Here is a 19272-nt window from a genome sequence, read left to right as displayed (position 1 = left end):
GTTTCTAAAGAGTTGCCAATAAAAAAGCGCAGACCTTTCGGTCTGCGCTTTTATTAGTTTTTAAAACTATTCGGTTTTGTGAACCAGATTAACCCACATTCTTACGTGCGTTTTGGAACATACGCATCCAAGCGCCATTCTCGCCCCAACCTTCTGGAGACCAAGAGTTAGCAACCGTACGGAATACACGCTCTGGGTGAGGCATCATGATAGTCACACGACCATCAGTAGTCGTTAGACCTGTGATAGCGTTTGGCGAACCGTTCGGGTTATTCGGGTATTGCTGCGTTTGGTTACCGTTGTTGTCAACGTAACGTAGGGCAACTGTACCTGAGTTTTCAATCGCGTTTAGGTGGTCGTTGTCACGAACTTCTACGCGGCCTTCACCATGAGAAACCGCGATTGGCATACGAGAACCTTCCATACCATTGAAGAACACAGAATCTGACTTCTGAACTTCAACGAGGCTGAAACGTGCTTCAAAACGCTCAGATTCGTTGCGAACGAAACGTGGCCAGTACTCAGCACCAGGGATTAGCTCGCGCAGGTTAGACAACATCTGACAACCGTTACACACACCTAGAGAGAAAGTATCTTCACGCTTGAAGAAGTTTTCAAATTGGTCACGAGTAGAGTCGTTAAACAGAACCGACTTAGCCCAACCTTCACCAGCGCCCAGTACATCACCGTAAGAGAAACCACCACAAGCAACAAGGCCGTTGTATTCTTCTAGTACCGCTTGACCCGTTAGGATGTCGCTCATGTGAATATCAGTCGCTTCGAAACCTGCGCGGTCGAATGCTGCTGCCATTTCAACGTGAGAGTTAACACCCTGCTCACGTAGAATCGCCATTTTAGGCTTAGCGCCCGTGTTGATGTAAGGAGCAGCAATGTCTTCATTTACGTCAAAGCTTAGTTTCACGTTCAGACCTGGGTCTGAGTTGTCTTTCTTCGCTTCGTGCTCTTGGTCTGCACAGATTGGGTTATCACGTAGACCTTGCATCTTGTGCGTCGTCTCAGCCCAGATAGTACGTAGTTCAGTACGGTTACGTTGGATTACAACGTCTGCGCCTGACTTTATCACTACTTCGTCTGATGCTTCCCCTTCACCAACAACGCTGCCAATCACATGTGAACATGCTTCTAGGCCATTTGCTGCAAGAGTAGAAAGAACTGCGTCTAGGTCGTCGTTACGAACTTGGATAACTGCACCTAGCTCTTCGTTGAAGAGTGCCGCAAGCGTATCTTCGCTGTTCTCTGATGCAGATAAAAGCGCTGCAATATCAGCATTAACACCACAGTGACCTGCGAACGCCATTTCAGCTAGCGTTACGAATAGACCGCCATCGCCTTTATCGTGGTACGCCACAACTTGGTCGTTTGCTACAAGCGTTTGAACGCCTTCGTAGAAACCTTTTAGTTGTGCTGCATTGTCTACGTCTGCTGGCTTGTCACCAAGCTGCTTGTAAACTTGCGCTAATGCCGTTGCGCCCATGCGGTTTTGGCCGTTACCTAAGTCGATAAGAACTAGGCTTGTATTACCCTTGTCAGTACGAAGCTGAGGAGTTATCGTCTTACGAACGTCTTCAACACGTGCAAACGCAGTGATAACAAGAGATAGCGGAGACGTTACTTCTTTCTGCTCGCCGTTCTCTTCCCACTTAGTCTTCATCGACATTGAGTCTTTACCCACAGGGATAGTTAGACCCAGTGCCGGACATAGCTCTTCACCCACGGCTTTAACCGCTTCGTAAAGACCTGCATCTTCACCTGGGTGACCTGCTGGAGACATCCAGTTAGCTGACAATTTAATGTGTTTGATATCGCCGATGTTGGTCGCTGCGATGTTAGTGATTGCTTCACCAACCGCTAGACGAGCTGACGCGCCAAAGTCTAGAAGTGCTACTGGCGTACGCTCACCAAGAGACATAGCCTCACCGTGGTAAGAGTCGTAACTTGCTGCAGTTACTGCGCAGTTAGCAACTGGAACCTGCCATGGGCCAACCATTTGGTCACGAGCTACAAGGCCTGTTACCGAGCGGTCACCGATGGTGATAAGGAATGTTTTCTCTGCCACTGTTGGTAGGCGAAGAATACGGTCAACCGCTTCGTTTAGTTCGATACCAGAACGATCAATCGCGGGGTTGTTCGCTTTTAGCGTTTTCGCGTCACGGTGCATCTTAGGCGTTTTACCTAATAGGATGTCCATAGGCATATCGATTGGCGTGTTATCGAAATGTGAATCTTCTAGTTTCAGATCTCGTTCTTCCGTTGCTTTACCAACTACCGCATAAGGTGCGCGTTCACGTTTACAAATCGCGTCGAACGTTGCCATGTCTTTATCAGCAACCGCCATTACATAACGCTCTTGAGATTCGTTACACCAGATCTCAAGTGGGCTCATGCCCGGCTCATCGTTTGGCACGTCACGTAGGTTAAAGATACCGCCACGCTCGCCGTCGTCTACTAGCTCAGGAAGTGCATTCGAGATACCGCCCGCGCCCACATCGTGGATAAATGCGATTGGGTTCGCATCACCAAGCTGCCAACAACGGTCGATAACTTCCTGACAACGACGCTCCATCTCTGGGTTTTCACGTTGTACAGAAGCAAAATCTAAGTCTTCAGAAGAAGAACCAGAATCCATTGAAGATGCAGCACCGCCACCAAGACCGATATTCATTGCTGGACCGCCAAGAACGATTAGGCTTGCACCTACTGGGATCTCTTTCTTCTGAACATGATCATCACGAATGTTACCTAGACCACCAGCCAGCATGATTGGCTTGTGGTAACCACGTACTTCTTCACCTGCGTGAGAGTTTACTTTCTCTTCGTAAGTACGGAAGTAACCTAATAGGTTTGGACGACCAAATTCGTTGTTGAATGCTGCGCCACCAAGAGGGCCTTCAAGCATGATATCCAAAGCAGTAACGATACGGCTCGGCTTGCCAAAGTCTGTTTCCCAAGGTTGAACGAAGTTCGGAATTTTCAAGTTAGATACAGAGAAAGCAACCAGACCCGCTTTTGGCTTACCGCCAATACCAGTTGCGCCTTCATCGCGGATTTCACCGCCTGAACCTGTTGATGCACCCGGCCATGGAGAGATTGCTGTAGGGTGGTTGTGCGTTTCAACTTTCATCAAGATATGTGTTTTTTCTTGGTGGTAGTTGTACTGGCGAGTTTCTGGATCTGGGAAGAAACGACCCACTTCAGAACCTGTCATTACCGCTGCGTTATCTTTATAAGCAGACAGAACGTGCTCTGGTGTCGTTTCAAAGGTGTTCTTAATCATCTTGAACAATGATTTTTCTTGCTTAACGCCATCGATAGTCCAATCAGCGTTGAAGATCTTGTGACGACAGTGCTCTGAGTTCGCTTGTGCAAACATCATTAGTTCGATGTCAGTCGGGTTACGACCTAGCTTCTCGGTGAAGCTTTCAAGAAGGTAATCAATCTCATCTTCTGCAAGTGCAAGACCTAGGGTAACGTTTGCTTTTTCAAGCGCTTTACGTCCGCCAGTTAATAGGTCAACTTCCGCATAAGGAGCAGGCTCAGCCACGGTAAATAGTGCCGCTGCCGATTCGAAGTCAGTGAAAACCACTTCCATCATACGGTCGTGCAGGATTGCTTTCAGCTCAACAAGTTGAAGCTCAGAAAGTTCAGCAGAGGTTTCAATGTAGAAAGCAGTACCGCGCTCTAGACGTGACACTTTAGCCAGTCCACAGTTGTGTGCGATATCTGTTGATTTTGAAGACCAAGGCGAGATAGTACCCGGGCGTGGCGTTGCAAGCAGCAGTAAACCTTCAGGTTCATGCTCTTCAATCGTTGGACCGTAAGTCAGTAGCTTTTCTAGCTTCTCAACTTCAGACTCATCTAGGTCTGCCGTTAGATCAGCAAAGTGGGCAAACTCAGCGTAAATACCTGTTACAGGTAAGCTTAATTCACGACAAAGCTCTAAAAGCTTGTTAACACGAAACTCAGATAGAGCTGGGGAGCCACGCAAAATTCTCATGTGCTTAGGTCTCTTATGCAGTTGATTAAGGTAGTATTGGAATAAATTCAGTGGGTTATAGGAACAACCTAACTGTTTTCTTCGAAGCTATTCCCGAAGGTTGCCAAACCTATGCCGATTCCACCTCTTCAATGCGAGCGCATTATAAAGCATTTCTTTTTGTGACGTAACACCAAAAGCAACCGTTTGCGTGATTTTTTTTATCTTTATGCGTAAATGGTACTTTTGCTGCATTTATCAGCACTTTTACAACTGTTTAAATAAACCTGCTTTGCCAGCCTTGCGGGGTTTGGTATAAAGGGGCTTCCACTTTTCGAGATTTCATTTTGATGCCTAAATTTACGCTCATCTTTTCGTCTAAGTTCCTTCTGCTCGCCATTGCCCTAATTGGGTTGGCTGGATGCCAGATTGAGTCAGAACCTAAAAGTGTCCTTGAGCAGATACGAGAGCGAGGCGTTCTTCGCGTCGGCACCCTAAATAACCAGCTCTCTTATTACATTGGTCCCGATGGCCCTGCAGGTTTAGATTACGAGTTAGCTCGTGAATTTGCGCAGGAGCTTGGTGTACAGCTTGAGATTAAACCCGCTTACCGTTTATCCGGCCTCTTTCCAGCCTTAAAGAAAGGCGAGATCGATCTTATCGCGACAGGGTTAACGCAAAACAATAACCTGACACGCGCTTATCGCGCCGCGCCCGCCTATTACTATGTAAGCCAGCAAGTGGTGTATAAAAAAGGACAGTGGCGCCCAAGAAACCTTCAACAACTGATCAAGTTCGAGAATAAGCGTCAGGCTGATTTCGTAAAAGCACAAACTGAATCAGAAGAGCCGGCATCTACCGAAACATTGACGCCATCTTTGGTGGTAGTGAAGGACTCACATTTTGAGCCAACGCTAAAACAGATCCAGAACAAGCACGATGACTTTATCTACGATGCAATAGGTAATGCTGACATCAATGACCTGCTAAAAGAAGTGTCGACTGGTGAACGCTTGTTTACGGTAGCAGACTCGATTGAGTTGTCACTCGCACAGCGTTTGTACCCAGACGTCGCTTTGGCATTTGAGCTGACAGAAGACCAACCTATCTCTTGGTATTTACAGAAGTCTGAAGATGAAAGCCTTTATGCATTACTGATTGAGTTCTTTGGTAACCTAAAACAGTCTGGTGAACTGGCTTCACTGGAAGAAAAATACATCGGCCATATCGGCACTTTTGATTACGTTGATACTCGTGCATTTATCCGCGCATTGGATAGCAAGCTGCCAAAATGGTCGCCGCTATTTCAGAAATATTCTCAAGAATTTGACTGGCGCTTGATTGCCGCTTTAGCATACCAAGAGTCACACTGGAATCCTGTCGCACGCTCTCCAACCGGTGTTCGAGGCATGATGATGTTGACGCTACCAACCGCGAAGAGCGTTGGTGTAACCAATCGTCTCGATCCGAAACAGTCGGTACAAGGCGGTGTTGAATACCTGCGTCGTATCGTGAATCGAGTGCCCGACTCAATCACTCAGCATGAAAAGATCTGGTTTGCGCTTGCCTCATATAACGTAGGTTACGGGCACATGATGGATGCTCGTCGCTTAACCAAAGCACAAGGCGGTGATCCTGATGCTTGGGGTGATGTGAAAGACAGGCTTCCTCTGCTAAGACAGAAGAAGTACTACAGCAAAACTCGTTACGGGTATGCGCGTGGTGATGAAGCAAGGAATTACGTTGAGAACATTCGCCGTTATTATCAGAGCATTATTGGCCATGTAAATAAGCGTAATAAAGAGGAAGAAGCGAGCCTTGAAGGTTTGGTCGTTATCCCACCTCTAGAGGTATCAGATGCTGAATCAACAATCAGTGAAACTGAATCCGCAGTGAACGACGCTGAGTCTTCCAAATAAAAGAAAAAGAGCAATGCCATTTAGCATTGCTCTTTTTTATTGCATCACGATAAATGACCAAAACAAACAAAACGCCTGCGATATCCAGTGTGTCATATTGCAGTAACAATCGAACTTTATAACGTCACACCATAAGCGACATAATGCTCTGTTGCATTCAACTCTTAGCCATCACGATAGTGGTTCAGAAAGCTAACGCTAAGTTCGTGGCGGAGCTTATAAACAAATAACCACTATAATTAAAACTGAAGTCATACTTACAAAGCCAGACGACAAATAGGAAATCGTTGAAATGATGAAGAACAAACTGAAATCGAAACGCCTTGATAAGACCGTTGCTGCCAACCGTCGTAAGCGTATGCTTTCAAATAATAAGAAGAAGATCATTTGGCGCAACCGTGCTTTCATGCAGATGATTGCTGAGTAAAAGTAATGACCAACTAAGTTTGCTTGGCACTCTTATGATTGAGAGTGCCGAAAGATCGCTGCTATTTTTTGTTACAGACCTTGTTCTTGTTACTGACCTTATTATTGTTACTTGCCTTATCGGATTCTAAACGCTGCTCTTCCTGCAAACGCTCAAGCTTTCGCTTCTCTTTGATCTCTTTTCTACGGCGCTTAAAAAACGCCTGTAATTGTTCACGACACTCTTCCTCTAACAAACCATGCTCAACATCGGCATAGTGGTATGAGGCTTGGCTTTCAAAGAGATTCAATACCGTACCCGCCGCACCCGCTTTTAAGTCTGGAGCACCAAACACAATGCGCTTTACTCGGCTGTGTAATAAGGCACCCGCGCACATTGGGCACGGTTCTAAGGTGACATACAAGGTGGTATCAAGTAAGCGATAGTTTTCCAAGGCTTGACCTGCTTTACGCAAGGTTTCGATTTCTGCATGTGCGGTTGCATCGTGGCAGCCAATCGAGCGGTTCCATCCTTCAGAGATAACCTCCCCATCTTTCACTAGAACAGCACCAACGGGAACCTCTCCCTCTTTTTCTGCTTGCTTAGCTACCTCGATGGCGCGTCGCATGAAGATTTCATCTTGAGGGCTGAATTGATGGTCTGACAAAGGGAGCTCCAGAAAACAAAGGATAAAAACGAAAATAGGTATGCGGTGAAGCATACCTAATCTTCGTGATAATGAACAATAAAGAGATAAGAGGCAATGAACAATCGCCGCTTACTGATTAGGCGGATCGCTAGCTATTGGCGCCTTCTATGTCATCGGCTATTTGCGTCGCTTTGATACTCACAATGCGATTGTTCTCAACAGAGATAACTTCAAACTGCCACTGCTGGTATTGAACAACTTCACCTGCATCAGGTAAGCGCCCTATTAACCAAGTCACTAGGCCATTCAACGTTTGGAAGCTCTCGCTTTCACCCTCAAAATCCGACAGCTCTAAGCGGTTTTTCAGTTCACTGATAGGAATCAACCCATCCACCAGCAATCCATCTTCCACTTGCTCTGTCCAAAGATCTTTAGGGTTGTTCGATAACTCACCAGCAATCGCCTCTAGGATATCGTAATGAGTCACAAGGCCTTGAACATCGCCATATTCATCAACAATGAATGCCATCTCTGTACCCGACTCTTTAAAATAGCCAAGTAGACGTAAAGCCTTCATCGATTCAGGAACATAGATCGGAGAGCGAGATAGCCCCATGATCACTTGAATGTTTAAATTGCCCGCCTGATTCAATAAGGCTTTGGCTGACACCGTACCGACCACTTTATTTAGGTGGTCTTGGCACAATGGAAACACACTATGCTTTGAACTGCGCAGCTTTTTAAATATCTGCTCAACCGGTTGGCTAATATCCAGAAAGTCGACGTCTCGACGTGGCGTCATCAACGAGCTCACCAAACGGTCATCAAGCTGTAAGATATTGCGAATCATCTCTTGCTCGCCACGTTCAATCACACCAGATTCCGAGCCTTCTTTCACGAGTGCATGAATATCATCTTCCGTCACACTGTCTTCTTCGCCACCACGTCCCATTAACTTGAGAATACCTTCCGTAGAAGCAGACAACGCAAACACAAACGGCGTCGCAATTTTAGATAACCAGAAGATAGGCAGCGCGACTAGCACAGCAATGTTTTCAGCTTGAGATTGAGCAAAACGTTTTGGCACTAGCTCACCTACAACAATCGCGAAGTAAGTAATACCCACAACGACTACCGTGGTAGACAGGATATTCGCTTGTGTTGGATCGAGTCCCCACAGTTCAAGTTGAACGGCCAGTGGAGCAGAAAGCGTCGCCTCACCCACAATACCGCTGAGTAGGCCGATTACCGTAATACCGATTTGAATGGTTGAAAGGAAGCGGGTTGGATTTTCTTTGAGCTCAAGAGCAACCTGAGCGGAGCGATGTTTTTCGGCTAAGCGTTTCAGCCGACTATTCTTTGCTGCTACCAGTGCAATCTCTGACATGGCAAACAGACCATTTAAAACAATTAACCCTACTAAAAGCAGAATCTTCATGTGGCTTGGATTTCCTAAATTTACCGGCCAACAATTAGCCGTAATCCGGAGTATAAGCTGAGTGCCTTTATTTTGAATATAAAAAGTTTGGGATATAGAAAATTTGGGATATAAAAAGTCTTGGCTATAAAAATCTTGGATAAAAAAAACAGAAAAAAATAGCAAAAAAAAGCCCGCATATTTCGGTGCGGGCTTCGATGATTTTATCTTACTAACTTTTGCTTCTATTACTTATCTTACATTGTGTAAGTGTAAGGAGCTTGGATACCTAGCGGGATACCAAGAGCCCAGTAACCTAGCAAGAAGATAGACCAACCGATTAGCATAGCAATCGAGAATGGCATCATTAGAGAAGCTAGAGTACCGATACCTGTCGACTTAACGTAACGTTGACAGTAAACAACAACCAGTGGGAAGAACACCATCAGTGGAGAGATGATGTTAGACACTGAATCACCTACACGGTAAGCCGCTTGAGATAGCTCAGGAGAGATACCTACAACCATTAACATAGGAACTAAGATAGGACCAATCAGTGCCCACTTAGCTGAAGCTGAACCTACAAGAAGGTTAACTGAAGCCGTTAGTAGAATCATACCAACAACCGTTGCTTCACCAGGAAGATCCATTGCTTTCAAGCCTTCAGCACCGTAAAGCGCCAGCATAGTACCGATGTTTGATTGAGCAAATGCTGATAGGAACTGAGCACAGAAGAACGACATTACAATGTATGCGCCCATCGTTGCCATCGTCTCAGACATTGCTTTGATAACATCATTACTATTCTTGAAGGTACCCGCTACACGGCCGTAGACGATACCCGGAATAATAAACAGGATGAAGATCAGAGGAACGATAGACTTCATTACTGGTGCTGAGAACGCCGTTAGTTCGCCTTCTGGTGAACGAAGTGCTGAGTTTTCAGGCATTAGAGCCGCGATAAGCAGACCAATACCGGCAACCATTGCCCAACCAGCGAATTTGAATGCTTTAGATTCAATGGCTGTAAACGTACCTAGATCAGGTGCTTGTTCTGCATCTTCATCGACAGGCGTATTAGCAAGACGAGGCTCGATGATTTTCTCTGTAACGTACCAACCAATTGCCACAATTAGAATTGAAGACAAACCAGTAAAGAAGATGTTCGCTAGAGGGTTGATCACGTATGCAGGGTCAAGAACGTTTGCCGCTGTTTGAGTGAAACCTGCGAGTAGCGGATCAATACCTGAAGGAATGAAGTTCGCTGAGAAACCACCTGATACACCAGCAAACGCTGCTGCAATACCCGCTAGAGGGTGACGACCCGCTGCGTGGAAGATGATACCGCCAAGAGGGATTACTAGAACGTAACCTGCATCTGCTGCTGTGTGAGACACGATAGCAACAAGAATTAGCATTGGCGTTAGTAGCTTAGCTGGCGTGAAGTTAAGCATCTTCTTAAGGCCAGTCGTAATGAAGCCTGAAGAGTCAGCAACGCCAACACCTAGCATAGCAACAAGTACGATGCCTAGCGGTGCGAAGCCTGTGAACGTGGTAACCATATTCGCTAGGAAGCTAGCAAGCGCTTCACCAGTAAGTAGGTTGTTTACTTCAAGAGCAGCACCCGTTTGAGGGTTGATTAAGTCGAATGAAAGATTCGATAAAAGTGCAGATGCTACCCATACAATAACTAGAGCCCAGAAGAACAGAATTGCTGGATCTGGAATTTTGTTGCCGGCGCGTTCAATGAAGTTTAGAAAGCGGTCCATACCACTGATCTTCTCAGTCGATGGTGCTTTTTTTACGGCTTGGTTACTCATTGTAACTCCATATGTGATGTTGTTTGTTTAGGCCTAATATAAGTTTTGACCATGGCCTATTGGTACAGCACATATTCTATTAAAGTCGCTGTTAAAAAGCACAAGGTTCCACATCATTTTCCATAAATGGAGACATATTTTGCAAAAATACTGTACAACAGCAACAATATAAAAACACAAAAAACACCATTCCATATACAGAGTTTTAACTGGCACGTAAACAATGTCCGAGGAGTGAAAACTATCAGTAAAGGAGAAGCGTAGGGCTTGGCATGCAGTAAACGTTTGCTTAATAGATCAATCAAACTCACTGTATTTGGAGAGCATAGTTTCGAGGCGAATGCTTTGCGCACGGTTCATGCGATCTCGCCATGCAACAGTCACCGTAATGTTTTTCAAAGCGTGAGACAAGGCACCACTGGCATTTGTCACCTCACAGCTCATCGTATACCCAGAGCCCGACAAACCAGATAAAGGATCCGAACTTGTCGCATTGCGACAGTAGTCCGCTTGATTGAGATCCGTAAAAAGGATTAACCCTACAGCTCCCCCCACATCCGATACACGAGTTCGATAATACTCCATCTGCCTTTCAGCAAAATGAAGCGCTTCTACACTGTGCAACGCGTAATCCGATTTTTGTTCTGCATAGACCTGTAGCTTAACCAACCCTAGCGAAGCGATACCGATCAATAGAAAAGAGATCAGGACCTCTATCAAGCTAAAACCGGAATGTTTATAAGTCATTCCATGATCCCTTTTTCCATTTGGCTTTCAAAGGAACACTATGGGGGTTGTATTCGCCTGTGTAATCTAAGTTAATCGAACCTTGAATTGTCGATAACCCGCCAACTGAATCAAAGAACATCCCTCCCTTGGGAAAAAAAGAAGCAAATCCAATATAAACCGAATTGTTCTGCACTAAGCCGGCGATAGGTATCGTATTTGGAACTTTCGCCCATAAGCCGCTCAATAGGTCCGTATCAACATCAGGGGAGGCTGGTTCGTCGTATATGCTCATATCATTTAGGTGATAAAAGGAACCATCAAACACACTTGCATTACCGTTCGCAACGATGCCATCTTGAATCACTAATGAACGTGGAGTAATAACACCGGGGATAGGTTCTACCACATTAATTGGTGGATGATAGACCACGCAATCACCGATCACCCACACCTTATCTTTGCCACTAGTAAAGGCGTTATTAATCGCTTGGCTACACTTATTACCTTGATACTTCCCGTTGAATAAATCAATGTGCTTGGGGGGAGATACAGTCCTGTCAATGAGGTCAATCACATGATAATCACGCTTAATCTGGTCAATATTTTCTGGCGTTTTAGATACCCCAAAGTAATTAGAGAAAGTATCGATGGCTGGGTCAAATTTGAAATCTGATTGAAAAGCATTTGAAGGCAATGACCCAACTGAATCAATGGTTGCATTGCGGTTAATATCGGTTGTCGGTTGGCAAGACTCAAAGGTAGGAAAAGGAGGGATACCGCCCGTAGGTGTGATTGTCTTCAAACGCCCGCCGCCTTGGTTTTTATAGATCACACTATCTAAGAACCGAGCAGACACACATTCGTTAATACCACCGACCGCAGTAAGACTAATATCTGGGGTAATATCGATATTGTGATCAGAAATAAACTCCAAACTCGAATTGGTTTGCATCGCCCCTAGCCCCGACGAATTGTTAAAACTTATCTCTTTGTTCAGAGATAAATAGTGAGCACTCGACACCAATATATTCGGTGTTAGGTTATCTGATTTCAACGTAAGGACTTTCGACTGCTGACAGTGATTCATTAAATCATTGGGAATTGCCGTGAGATCATTTTCAGCTATATAGGTAAAACCACACTCCAACCCAGCCTCGGCGTTCCAATGAGCTTTGCGGACTTGAACTTCATTCTGCGCGACCTTAATTTGATGAAAAACACTGCGATAGGTGCCCAAAGTAACAATTAAAGCACTCAACACTAAAACAGATGTGATTAACAACGTAGCCACTCCAGCTTGCTGCTTTACCGAGGTCATTGCCAATTCCTTTGCTTAACGGTTATAGCGACGCCTTTAGAGATCCCAGCACTCGGAATTGACGCAACAATATTCAAATCAGTGAGCGTAGTGCTCACCCCATTTTTGCTCAACACTTGTGAGGATATTGATAAATCGTCGACGGAAATAATGCTATCGTCGAAAAGTGAGTAGCATGAGGTAACTTGATCATGGGCTAAAATGTTCCCTGGAGTAAGAACGCCCTTTTCACAAACTTTCAATCGAGTCCCCTCCTTTTTATACACGATATTCCTGTAATTTTTTCCGTCAGTTGATCCCTCTTTCAAATAGACGAACCCCACCTCAACACCACCGCTAACATGAATCGTATTAACGGCATCTAATAGCTTCAGGGACTCTCCATTTGAACCATCGTAGCCTGCTCGTTGAATATCTTCTTTCATTACCTGCATCGTGCTCGTAAGGTTTTGCAGCAGCAATAGCTCAATGCCTTTATCTTTGGCTATTCTGTGCCCCGTCATAAATACGCTGCCGATAATAGCAATCGCGAATACACCAATAACGGAGGTGACCATCAGTTCAATGAGAGATGCGCCCTTTTGCTTTCGCAAGCTTCTACTGCGGGCCTTAGCAAGCATAGTAACCATACTGATCGCCTGATTCGCCGCACACTTTAATTCGCCCCGGAGGGCTAGATAGTTTAATCAAAAGCCGGTCGGTTGAAGCACTTTTAGGAGCCAAGTAAATCGTACCTCTGGCAGGCCTTCCTCTTACACTTTCAAAGCTGATTTTTGAGCCTGTATAGTTATGAGAAAACGATAAATCTCGAAACGGTTCTCCCGACAACATCAGCAATGTATCACCAGACAGATCTTCCGTAGGCTTCAACCATACTGTCCACTCCCCCGTAGATTGCTCTTCATTTTTAGCCGTCGAGAAATGTACCCAGAGTTTTTGATTTCTTTTCACAGACTCAGACTTTGCCTGTACTAAGAAACCATTCAACTCCCCAGCAACGCGCTGTATCTTGACTGTTTGGGTGACTGAACTAAAACTCGGAGCAGCCGTCGCTACCAATATCGACAGTATCGACACCGTTATTAACAGCTCTAATAAAGTAAACCCGCGAGTCATTTCCCAAATTCCTATGTAATCAGGTGCGTAAGCATATTTAATCTTGCACCGATGCTACCACCCGAGAAAAATGGACAGGGTTATGAAAGGAAACTACTCGTGAAGATTCGAATAAAAAGATGTAACAACAACAATTTAAGTATGAAAGGAATGACACTGATCGAATTATTGATCGCTGTTGCCATTGTAGGAGTACTCAGTGCAATAGCTTATCCAAGCTACACAAGCCATGTTTTAAAATCGCATCGAATGACAGCGATAGGAGATATGGCAAAAATTCAACTTGAACTTGAGAGTGCTTACGCCGGAAATTATGCCACGGCTGCTGGAAACATAGTTTCTGGAGGGACGTGCTCGTTTTGCGATACCGATACAAGCAGGTATACACTAACAATTTCGGCTAGCAGTACCTCATACTCCATTCAAGCTGAACCACACGCACCACAGACAAATGATGACTGCTTAGACTCACCGACTGATATTCTGGAGCTACATCACTCAGGTGTTTCAGAGCCTCACGCGTGTTGGAAGTAATGTAGAAATCAGGAACCGCGTAAAATCTGAAGCCAAAGGTATAACATCACTTTGAAAACACTATCTTCAGACACAAAAAAACCTGCTACATGAGCAGGTTTTATTTTTTATTAGTAACTTAAGCTACCAAATCACTGAACTGATTACTTAGTTAGGTCATCAAAGAAGTTTTTCACGCCGCTGAAGAAACCTTCAGATTTTGGCTTGTGCTTGCTTGCAGCTTCACCACAACATGTTTCTTCAAATTCACGCAGTAGTTCTTTTTGACGAGAGCTTAGCTTAACCGGTGTTTCAACCACTAGCTTAACGATTAGGTCACCCACACCGCCGCCACGAACGCCTTTCACGCCTTTGCCACGCATACGGAACATACGGCCCGTTTGTGTCTCTTCTGGCACTTTAAGGTTTACACGGCCATCGAGTGTTGGAACTTCAACTTCACCCCCTAAAGCAGCCATAGAGAAGCTTACTGGCACTTCACAGTAAAGGTTGTTGCCGTCACGCTCAAAGATATTGTGCTCTTTTACGTGTACTTGTACGTACAAGTCGCCAGCTGGAGCGCCGTGCTCCCCTGCTTCGCCTTCGCCAGATAGACGAATGCGATCACCAGTATCAACACCTGCTGGGATCTTAACGTTAAGCGTTTTCGTCTTCTGTTTGCGACCTTGACCATGACATGAGTTACATGGGTCTTTGATGATCTTGCCTTTACCATTACAAGTAGGACAAGTCTGTTGAACCGCAAAGAAACCTTGGCGCATTTGTACCTGGCCGTGGCCATGACAAGTACCACACGTTTGTGCAGAAGAACCCGCTTTCGCGCCGCTACCATCACAAATGTCACATTCAACAAGTGTTGGTACTTCAATCTCTTTAGATACACCACGAACGGCTTCTTCTAGAGAAAGCTCCATGTTGTAACGCAAATCAGAACCACGTTGTGCACGCGCTTGACCACCACCACGACGACCGCCGCCGAAGATATCGCCAAATACGTCACCGAAGATATCGCCGAAGTCACCTTGGCCACCGCCGCCGTAACCGCCGCCACCCATGCCACCTTGTTCAAAAGCTGCGTGGCCGTATTGGTCGTAAGCTGCTTTCTTTTGAGCATCGGTTAGGATCTCGTACGCTACTTTTACTTCTTTAAATTTGTCTGCTGCGCTGTCATCACCCTGGTTACGGTCTGGGTGGAATTTCATCGCTAAGCGTTTGTACGCTTTTTTAATATCGCGCTCTGATGCATCGCGGCTTACGCCTAATACTTCGTAAAAATCACGTTTTGACATGTTCTAGGTCACCAAAATAATTGCTACTGCCGAATGATCACTTCAGCAGTCTGTGTATCAATCTAGATAAAAGTTCTGCCGGCTGAAACGCCGAATAAAGCTATTATCTAGATCGACAAGTCTAAATACAAATTTACGGGCGTGAGAGTTACCTCTGACGCCCGCAATAATAAGTCTTTGAGACAAATTTCTAAGCAGATAGCTTGAGTTCTAGGAGGAAGCGTGGAGCCTACGTTAGTAGGTAAGCACTTCCGACAACGAAATCAGGCTACTCTGCAACGAAATTACTTCTTGTCTTCTTTAACTTCTTCGAACTCAGCGTCTACCACATCGTCGTCTTGCTTAGGTTGTTCACCAGCGTCAGCACCAGCTTGTTCAGCTTGAGCTTTCTGTTGAGCAATTTCCATTAGCTTTTGAGCTGCTTGCATAAGTTCTTGAACTTTAGCGTCGATAGCTTCTTTGTCGTCACCAGACTTAACTGATTCTAGAGCTTCGATAGCTGCTTCGATTTTAGCTTTCTCGTCTGCAGGTAGAGCTTCACCAGCTTCTTCTACTTGCTTCTTAGTGCCGTGAATCATTTGATCAGCTTGGTTACGTGCAGTTACTAGCTCTTCGAACTTCTTGTCAGCTTCTTTGTTAGCTTCTGCTTCTTGAACCATTGCTTCGATCTCTTCCTCAGACAAACCGCCTGATGCTTGGATAGTGATCTTCTGCTCTTTACCTGTCGCTTTATCTTTAGCAGATACGTTCAGGATACCATCAGCATCTAGGTCGAATGTTACTTCAACTTGTGGCATGCCACGTGGTGCTGGTTGGATACCTTCTAGGTTGAACTGACCAAGAGACTTGTTGTAAGTCGCTTGCTTACGCTCACCTTGAAGAACGTGGATAGTTACTGCGCTTTGGTTGTCTTCAGCTGTAGAGAACACTTGATCCGCTTTAGTAGGGATAGTTGTGTTTTTCTCGATAAGCTTAGTCATTACGCCGCCCATCGTTTCGATACCGAAAGATAGAGGAGTAACGTCTAGAAGAAGAACGTCTTTAACTTCACCAGCTAGTACACCACCTTGAACAGCAGCACCCATTGCAACAGCTTCGTCAGGGTTCACGTCTTTACGTGGCTCTTTACCGAAGAATTCAGTTACTTTAGCTTGAACCATAGGCATACGAGTCTGACCACCTACTAGGATAACGTCAGTGATTTCGCCTACAGATAGGTCAGCATCTGCTAGAGCAACTTTTAGTGGCTCAAGAGAACGTTGAACTAGGTCTTCAACTAGAGACTCAAGCTTCGCGCGAGTCACTTTGATGTTCATGTGCTTAGGACCAGTCGCATCAGCAGTAACGTAAGGTAGGTTTACGTCAGTTTGAGTAGTAGAAGAAAGCTCGATTTTCGCTTTTTCTGCTGCTTCTTTAACACGCTGCATTGCTAGTGGATCAGCTTTAAGGTCGATACCTTGCTCTTTCTTGAACTCATCTACTAGGTAGTTGATCATGCGGTTATCGAAATCTTCACCACCAAGGTGAGTATCACCGTTAGTTGAAAGTACTTCGAAAGTCTTCTCGCCTTCTACTTCATCGATTTCGATGATAGAGATATCGAATGTACCACCACCAAGGTCGTATACAGCGATAGTGCGATCACCACCTTGCTTGTCTAGGCCGTAAGCCAGAGCAGCAGCAGTAGGTTCGTTGATGATACGTTTAACATCTAGACCAGCGATACGGCCAGCATCTTTCGTTGCTTGACGTTGAGCATCGTTGAAGTAAGCAGGAACAGTTACTACTGCGCCAGTTACTTCTTCGCCTAGGAAGTCTTCAGCTGTTTTCTTCATTTTCTTAAGAACTTCAGCAGATACTTGAGGAGCAGCCATTTTTTGGCCTTGCGCTTCAACCCATGCATCACCGTTATCAGCTTTAACAATGTTAAAAGGCATGATTTCGATATCGCGTTGAACTTCTTCATCTTCAAAACGACGACCGATTAGACGCTTAATCGCGTATAGCGTGTTTTGAGGGTTAGTAACAGCTTGACGTTTCGCAGGTTGACCAACTAGCGTCTCGCCTTCAGTGTATGCGATTACCGATGCTGTTGTGCGTTCGCCTTCAGCATTTTCTAATACGCGTGGTTTGTCACCGTCAAGAACAGCAACACAAGAGTTAGTAGTACCTAAATCAATACCAATGATTCGACCCATCAGGCTTTCTCCGAATAAATTCTATTTAGTTTTTTGCTATACCCACTATGTGGGGGGTAGTAATCAGGGATTCAACCCTAATACACAAAATTTAAATGCAAATGTATTTTGCTTTCGTATGCACCATAGATAAGGGCTCACGAATCCTTTTCAAGGGGGATACTGGATTTTTTCACATTTATTTTGATAAAAGGAATGGTTAGACACGAATACATATCATTACCTTCACATGAGCCCAGTAACTGGGTTTATCACCCAATAAAAAACGGAGCCACTTAGGCTCCGTTTGTCTATTCAGGCTTTCCACTTAGATTTCATCTATAGAGGAAAATCTCTGATTACGCTTCTGCTTTCTTTAGCTCAGCTTCTTCGTTTGTTTCAACGCCGATTTCGCCTTCAGACTTAGCAACGATAGTGTTAACCGCTGTATCACCTACTACGTTAGAAGAAGTACAGAACATATCGTTGATACGGTCTACCGCAGCAATGATAGCTAGACCTTCTGGTGGTAAACCTAGTTGGTGCAATAGAACACCTACCATTACAACACCACCACCAGGAACACCACCAGCACCGATAGACAGTAGCAAGATAGTTAGACCCAGAGTAAAGATGTCAGCCGTGTTGATTGGTTGACCGAATGCGTTTGCTACGAACATTGTCGCTAGTGCGATGTAGATAGAGACACCAGACATGTTCATTGTCGCACCCAGTGGTACACCGAAGCCTGCCACAGATCTTGATACACCAAGCTTTTCAGTTAGAGTGCGCATTGTTACTGGGATAGTCGCGTTCGAACTTGCCGTCGATAGTGAGAAAAGGATTTGCTCACGAGTTGCACGTAGGAATTGCTTAGGCGTAATACCTGTCGCGATACCAACCATCATTGGGTAGAAGAAGAAAATCCAGAACACTAGCATCGCAACAACAAGCGCTACATAGCCAGCTACAGACATAAGTGTCTCGGCGTTCAGTGTCGCACCTAGTTGAATCATCAGAGCGAATACACCAAATGGCGCCAAGCTCATTACTAGGCCGATAAGCTTCATCATGATTTCGTTAGCCATCTTGAACGTTTTGATCGCTGGACCGCCACGTGAATCAAGAGCCTGAATAGCAAGACCAGTCAAAATTGCCATGAAGATGATCTGTAGCATGTCGCCGCTTGCAAACGCCTGAACTGGGTTGCTAGGAACGATGTTCACAACAAGAGAGAAGATATCTGGAGTTTCAGTTGTTGTTAGTTGAACTGTCTCAGAGATCGTTCCGGCTAAATCTGCACCAGCACCCGGTTGGAAAATAAGGCCAACAGTTAAGGCTGCAGAAATCGCGATGATGGTGTTGATAATGTAAAGAGCAAAAGTTTTACCACCTAGGCGACCGAAAGAACGGATGTCTTTCAATTCAACAATTCCGCAAACGATAGATACGTATACCAGTGGAACAACCAATAGTTTGATCAAAGAGACAAACATACCACCGACACCTTCTGCTAGACCTAGCAGGTAAGTATCAAATACTGCAATACCGTTGAATAGGTACTGAATAGCAGTACCAATAAGTAGGCCGGCAAACAAGCCTACAAAAATCTTACTTGAGAGCGATTTATCCATCGTTCTTCTCCAGTTTGTTGTGTTTGAAATTTGTACTTTTATAGTTATATATGCGAGTTAAATCGCTATATCGCAGTGGATTTTACATACAAAGATAACAATTAAAAGTATTTATTTACAAAAACATTACAAGTGTGACATCAAAACATTTCTTCATTAACAACCAGTTTCATAAGATAAAACTCTAAATCATTGTTCTGGGTAATATAAAAGGAACAACATTCTTAATGCGGTTTTGGTGACTATTTACGTGGGATCTCAAGTTATAGG

At 44.9% G+C, this 19272-nt stretch carries 14 protein-coding genes; 3 read left to right on the top strand and 11 right to left on the bottom strand.

Translation table 11 applies throughout. The features are described from left to right. Window positions 1-88: 88 nt before the first annotated feature. Window positions 89-4015, bottom strand: coding sequence for a phosphoribosylformylglycinamidine synthase (gene purL / locus ACED28_RS04325; protein WP_371709371.1), 3927 nt, complete (start codon window positions 4013-4015; stop codon window positions 89-91). Window positions 4016-4344: 329 nt separating this feature from the next. Between purL and mltF the strand changes: the two genes are divergently transcribed. Both mltF and ACED28_RS04315 read left to right on the top strand, forming a co-directional pair. Beyond that, window positions 4345-5913 carry a membrane-bound lytic murein transglycosylase MltF gene (gene mltF / locus ACED28_RS04320; RefSeq protein ID WP_371709370.1) on the top strand — a complete coding sequence of 523 codons (1569 nt, stop codon included), beginning with the start codon at window positions 4345-4347 and terminating at the stop codon, window positions 5911-5913. Between the two features lie 292 nt (window positions 5914-6205). Continuing rightward, a complete protein-coding gene (locus tag ACED28_RS04315) occupies window positions 6206-6340 on the top strand; it encodes a hypothetical protein (protein WP_010438952.1) in 135 nt (44 codons plus the stop codon). Window positions 6341-6401: 61 nt separating this feature from the next. On the opposite strand, the gene tadA is transcribed toward ACED28_RS04315, so the two are convergent. From tadA to ACED28_RS04280, 7 genes are all read right to left on the bottom strand, one after another. Then, entirely contained in the window at window positions 6402-7040 is a 639-nt protein-coding gene (gene tadA, locus ACED28_RS04310) for a tRNA adenosine(34) deaminase TadA (RefSeq protein ID WP_065678527.1), read from the bottom strand. A gap of 76 nt (window positions 7041-7116) precedes the next feature. Further along, window positions 7117-8406 carry a hemolysin family protein gene (locus ACED28_RS04305; protein WP_012603343.1) on the bottom strand — a complete coding sequence of 430 codons (1290 nt, stop codon included), beginning with the start codon at window positions 8404-8406 and terminating at the stop codon, window positions 7117-7119. A gap of 236 nt (window positions 8407-8642) precedes the next feature. Next, window positions 8643-10205 carry an AbgT family transporter gene (locus tag ACED28_RS04300; protein ID WP_012603342.1) on the bottom strand — a complete coding sequence of 521 codons (1563 nt, stop codon included), beginning with the start codon at window positions 10203-10205 and terminating at the stop codon, window positions 8643-8645. A gap of 297 nt (window positions 10206-10502) precedes the next feature. Next, window positions 10503-10952: a prepilin-type N-terminal cleavage/methylation domain-containing protein gene (locus ACED28_RS04295; RefSeq protein ID WP_017101927.1), complete on the bottom strand. Its 450-nt coding sequence runs from the start codon at window positions 10950-10952 to the stop codon at window positions 10503-10505. Further along, on the bottom strand, window positions 10942-12252 hold the full coding sequence (locus ACED28_RS04290; RefSeq protein ID WP_371709369.1) for a hypothetical protein: 1311 nt from the start codon (window positions 12250-12252) through the stop codon (window positions 10942-10944). Before ACED28_RS04290 ends, ACED28_RS04295 begins: the two co-directional genes overlap by 11 nt. After that, the gene (locus ACED28_RS04285) at window positions 12249-12881 is read right to left on the bottom strand and encodes a PilW family protein (protein WP_009848335.1); all 633 of its coding nucleotides are present in this window, start codon (window positions 12879-12881) and stop codon (window positions 12249-12251) included. Before ACED28_RS04285 ends, ACED28_RS04290 begins: the two co-directional genes overlap by 4 nt. Further along, the gene (locus ACED28_RS04280; RefSeq protein ID WP_017103932.1) at window positions 12862-13368 is read right to left on the bottom strand and encodes a GspH/FimT family pseudopilin; all 507 of its coding nucleotides are present in this window, start codon (window positions 13366-13368) and stop codon (window positions 12862-12864) included. The genes ACED28_RS04285 and ACED28_RS04280 overlap by 20 nt, the downstream gene beginning before the upstream one ends. 51 nt (window positions 13369-13419) lie before the next feature. On the opposite strand from ACED28_RS04280, the gene ACED28_RS04275 reads away from it, so the two are divergent. Then, window positions 13420-13902 (top strand): type IV pilin protein, encoded by a 483-nt coding sequence (locus ACED28_RS04275; protein ID WP_371709368.1) that lies wholly within the window; start codon window positions 13420-13422, stop codon window positions 13900-13902. Window positions 13903-14045: 143 nt separating this feature from the next. Here ACED28_RS04275 and dnaJ read toward each other — a convergent pair whose 3' ends face one another. The 3 genes from dnaJ to ACED28_RS04260 form a co-directional block, all read right to left on the bottom strand. Further along, complete coding sequence (gene dnaJ, locus ACED28_RS04270) at window positions 14046-15191, bottom strand: molecular chaperone DnaJ (RefSeq protein ID WP_009848332.1); 1146 nt, start codon at window positions 15189-15191, stop codon at window positions 14046-14048. A gap of 284 nt (window positions 15192-15475) precedes the next feature. Beyond that, window positions 15476-17389: a molecular chaperone DnaK gene (dnaK, locus tag ACED28_RS04265; protein ID WP_009848331.1), complete on the bottom strand. Its 1914-nt coding sequence runs from the start codon at window positions 17387-17389 to the stop codon at window positions 15476-15478. A 338-nt stretch (window positions 17390-17727) separates the two neighbouring features. Further along, a complete protein-coding gene (locus tag ACED28_RS04260) occupies window positions 17728-19002 on the bottom strand; it encodes a dicarboxylate/amino acid:cation symporter (protein ID WP_009848330.1) in 1275 nt (424 codons plus the stop codon). Between the last annotated feature and the right edge of the window lie 270 nt (window positions 19003-19272).

The organism is Vibrio sp. 1F253 (assembly GCF_041439295.1).
Lineage (GTDB): Bacteria > Pseudomonadota > Gammaproteobacteria > Enterobacterales > Vibrionaceae > Vibrio > Vibrio tasmaniensis_A.
This window is presented reverse-complemented; position numbering and strand designations above follow the sequence as displayed.

Coding starts and splice junctions, on each gene's coding strand:
- dnaJ (WP_009848332.1), bottom strand. CDS start 15,191: ATGTCAAAACGTGATTTTTACGAAGTATTAGGCGTAAGCCGCGATGCA.
- ACED28_RS04280 (WP_017103932.1), bottom strand. CDS start 13,368: ATGACTCGCGGGTTTACTTTATTAGAGCTGTTAATAACGGTGTCGATA.
- ACED28_RS04275 (WP_371709368.1), top strand. CDS start 13,420: ATGCTACCACCCGAGAAAAATGGACAGGGTTATGAAAGGAAACTACTC.
- ACED28_RS04290 (WP_371709369.1), bottom strand. CDS start 12,252: ATGACCTCGGTAAAGCAGCAAGCTGGAGTGGCTACGTTGTTAATCACA.
- ACED28_RS04315 (WP_010438952.1), top strand. CDS start 6,206: ATGATGAAGAACAAACTGAAATCGAAACGCCTTGATAAGACCGTTGCT.
- ACED28_RS04295 (WP_017101927.1), bottom strand. CDS start 10,952: ATGACTTATAAACATTCCGGTTTTAGCTTGATAGAGGTCCTGATCTCT.
- ACED28_RS04305 (WP_012603343.1), bottom strand. CDS start 8,406: ATGAAGATTCTGCTTTTAGTAGGGTTAATTGTTTTAAATGGTCTGTTT.
- purL (WP_371709371.1), bottom strand. CDS start 4,015: ATGAGAATTTTGCGTGGCTCCCCAGCTCTATCTGAGTTTCGTGTTAAC.
- ACED28_RS04300 (WP_012603342.1), bottom strand. CDS start 10,205: ATGAGTAACCAAGCCGTAAAAAAAGCACCATCGACTGAGAAGATCAGT.
- tadA (WP_065678527.1), bottom strand. CDS start 7,040: ATGCTTCACCGCATACCTATTTTCGTTTTTATCCTTTGTTTTCTGGAG.
- ACED28_RS04285 (WP_009848335.1), bottom strand. CDS start 12,881: ATGGTTACTATGCTTGCTAAGGCCCGCAGTAGAAGCTTGCGAAAGCAA.
- ACED28_RS04260 (WP_009848330.1), bottom strand. CDS start 19,002: ATGGATAAATCGCTCTCAAGTAAGATTTTTGTAGGCTTGTTTGCCGGC.
- mltF (WP_371709370.1), top strand. CDS start 4,345: ATGCCTAAATTTACGCTCATCTTTTCGTCTAAGTTCCTTCTGCTCGCC.
- dnaK (WP_009848331.1), bottom strand. CDS start 17,389: ATGGGTCGAATCATTGGTATTGATTTAGGTACTACTAACTCTTGTGTT.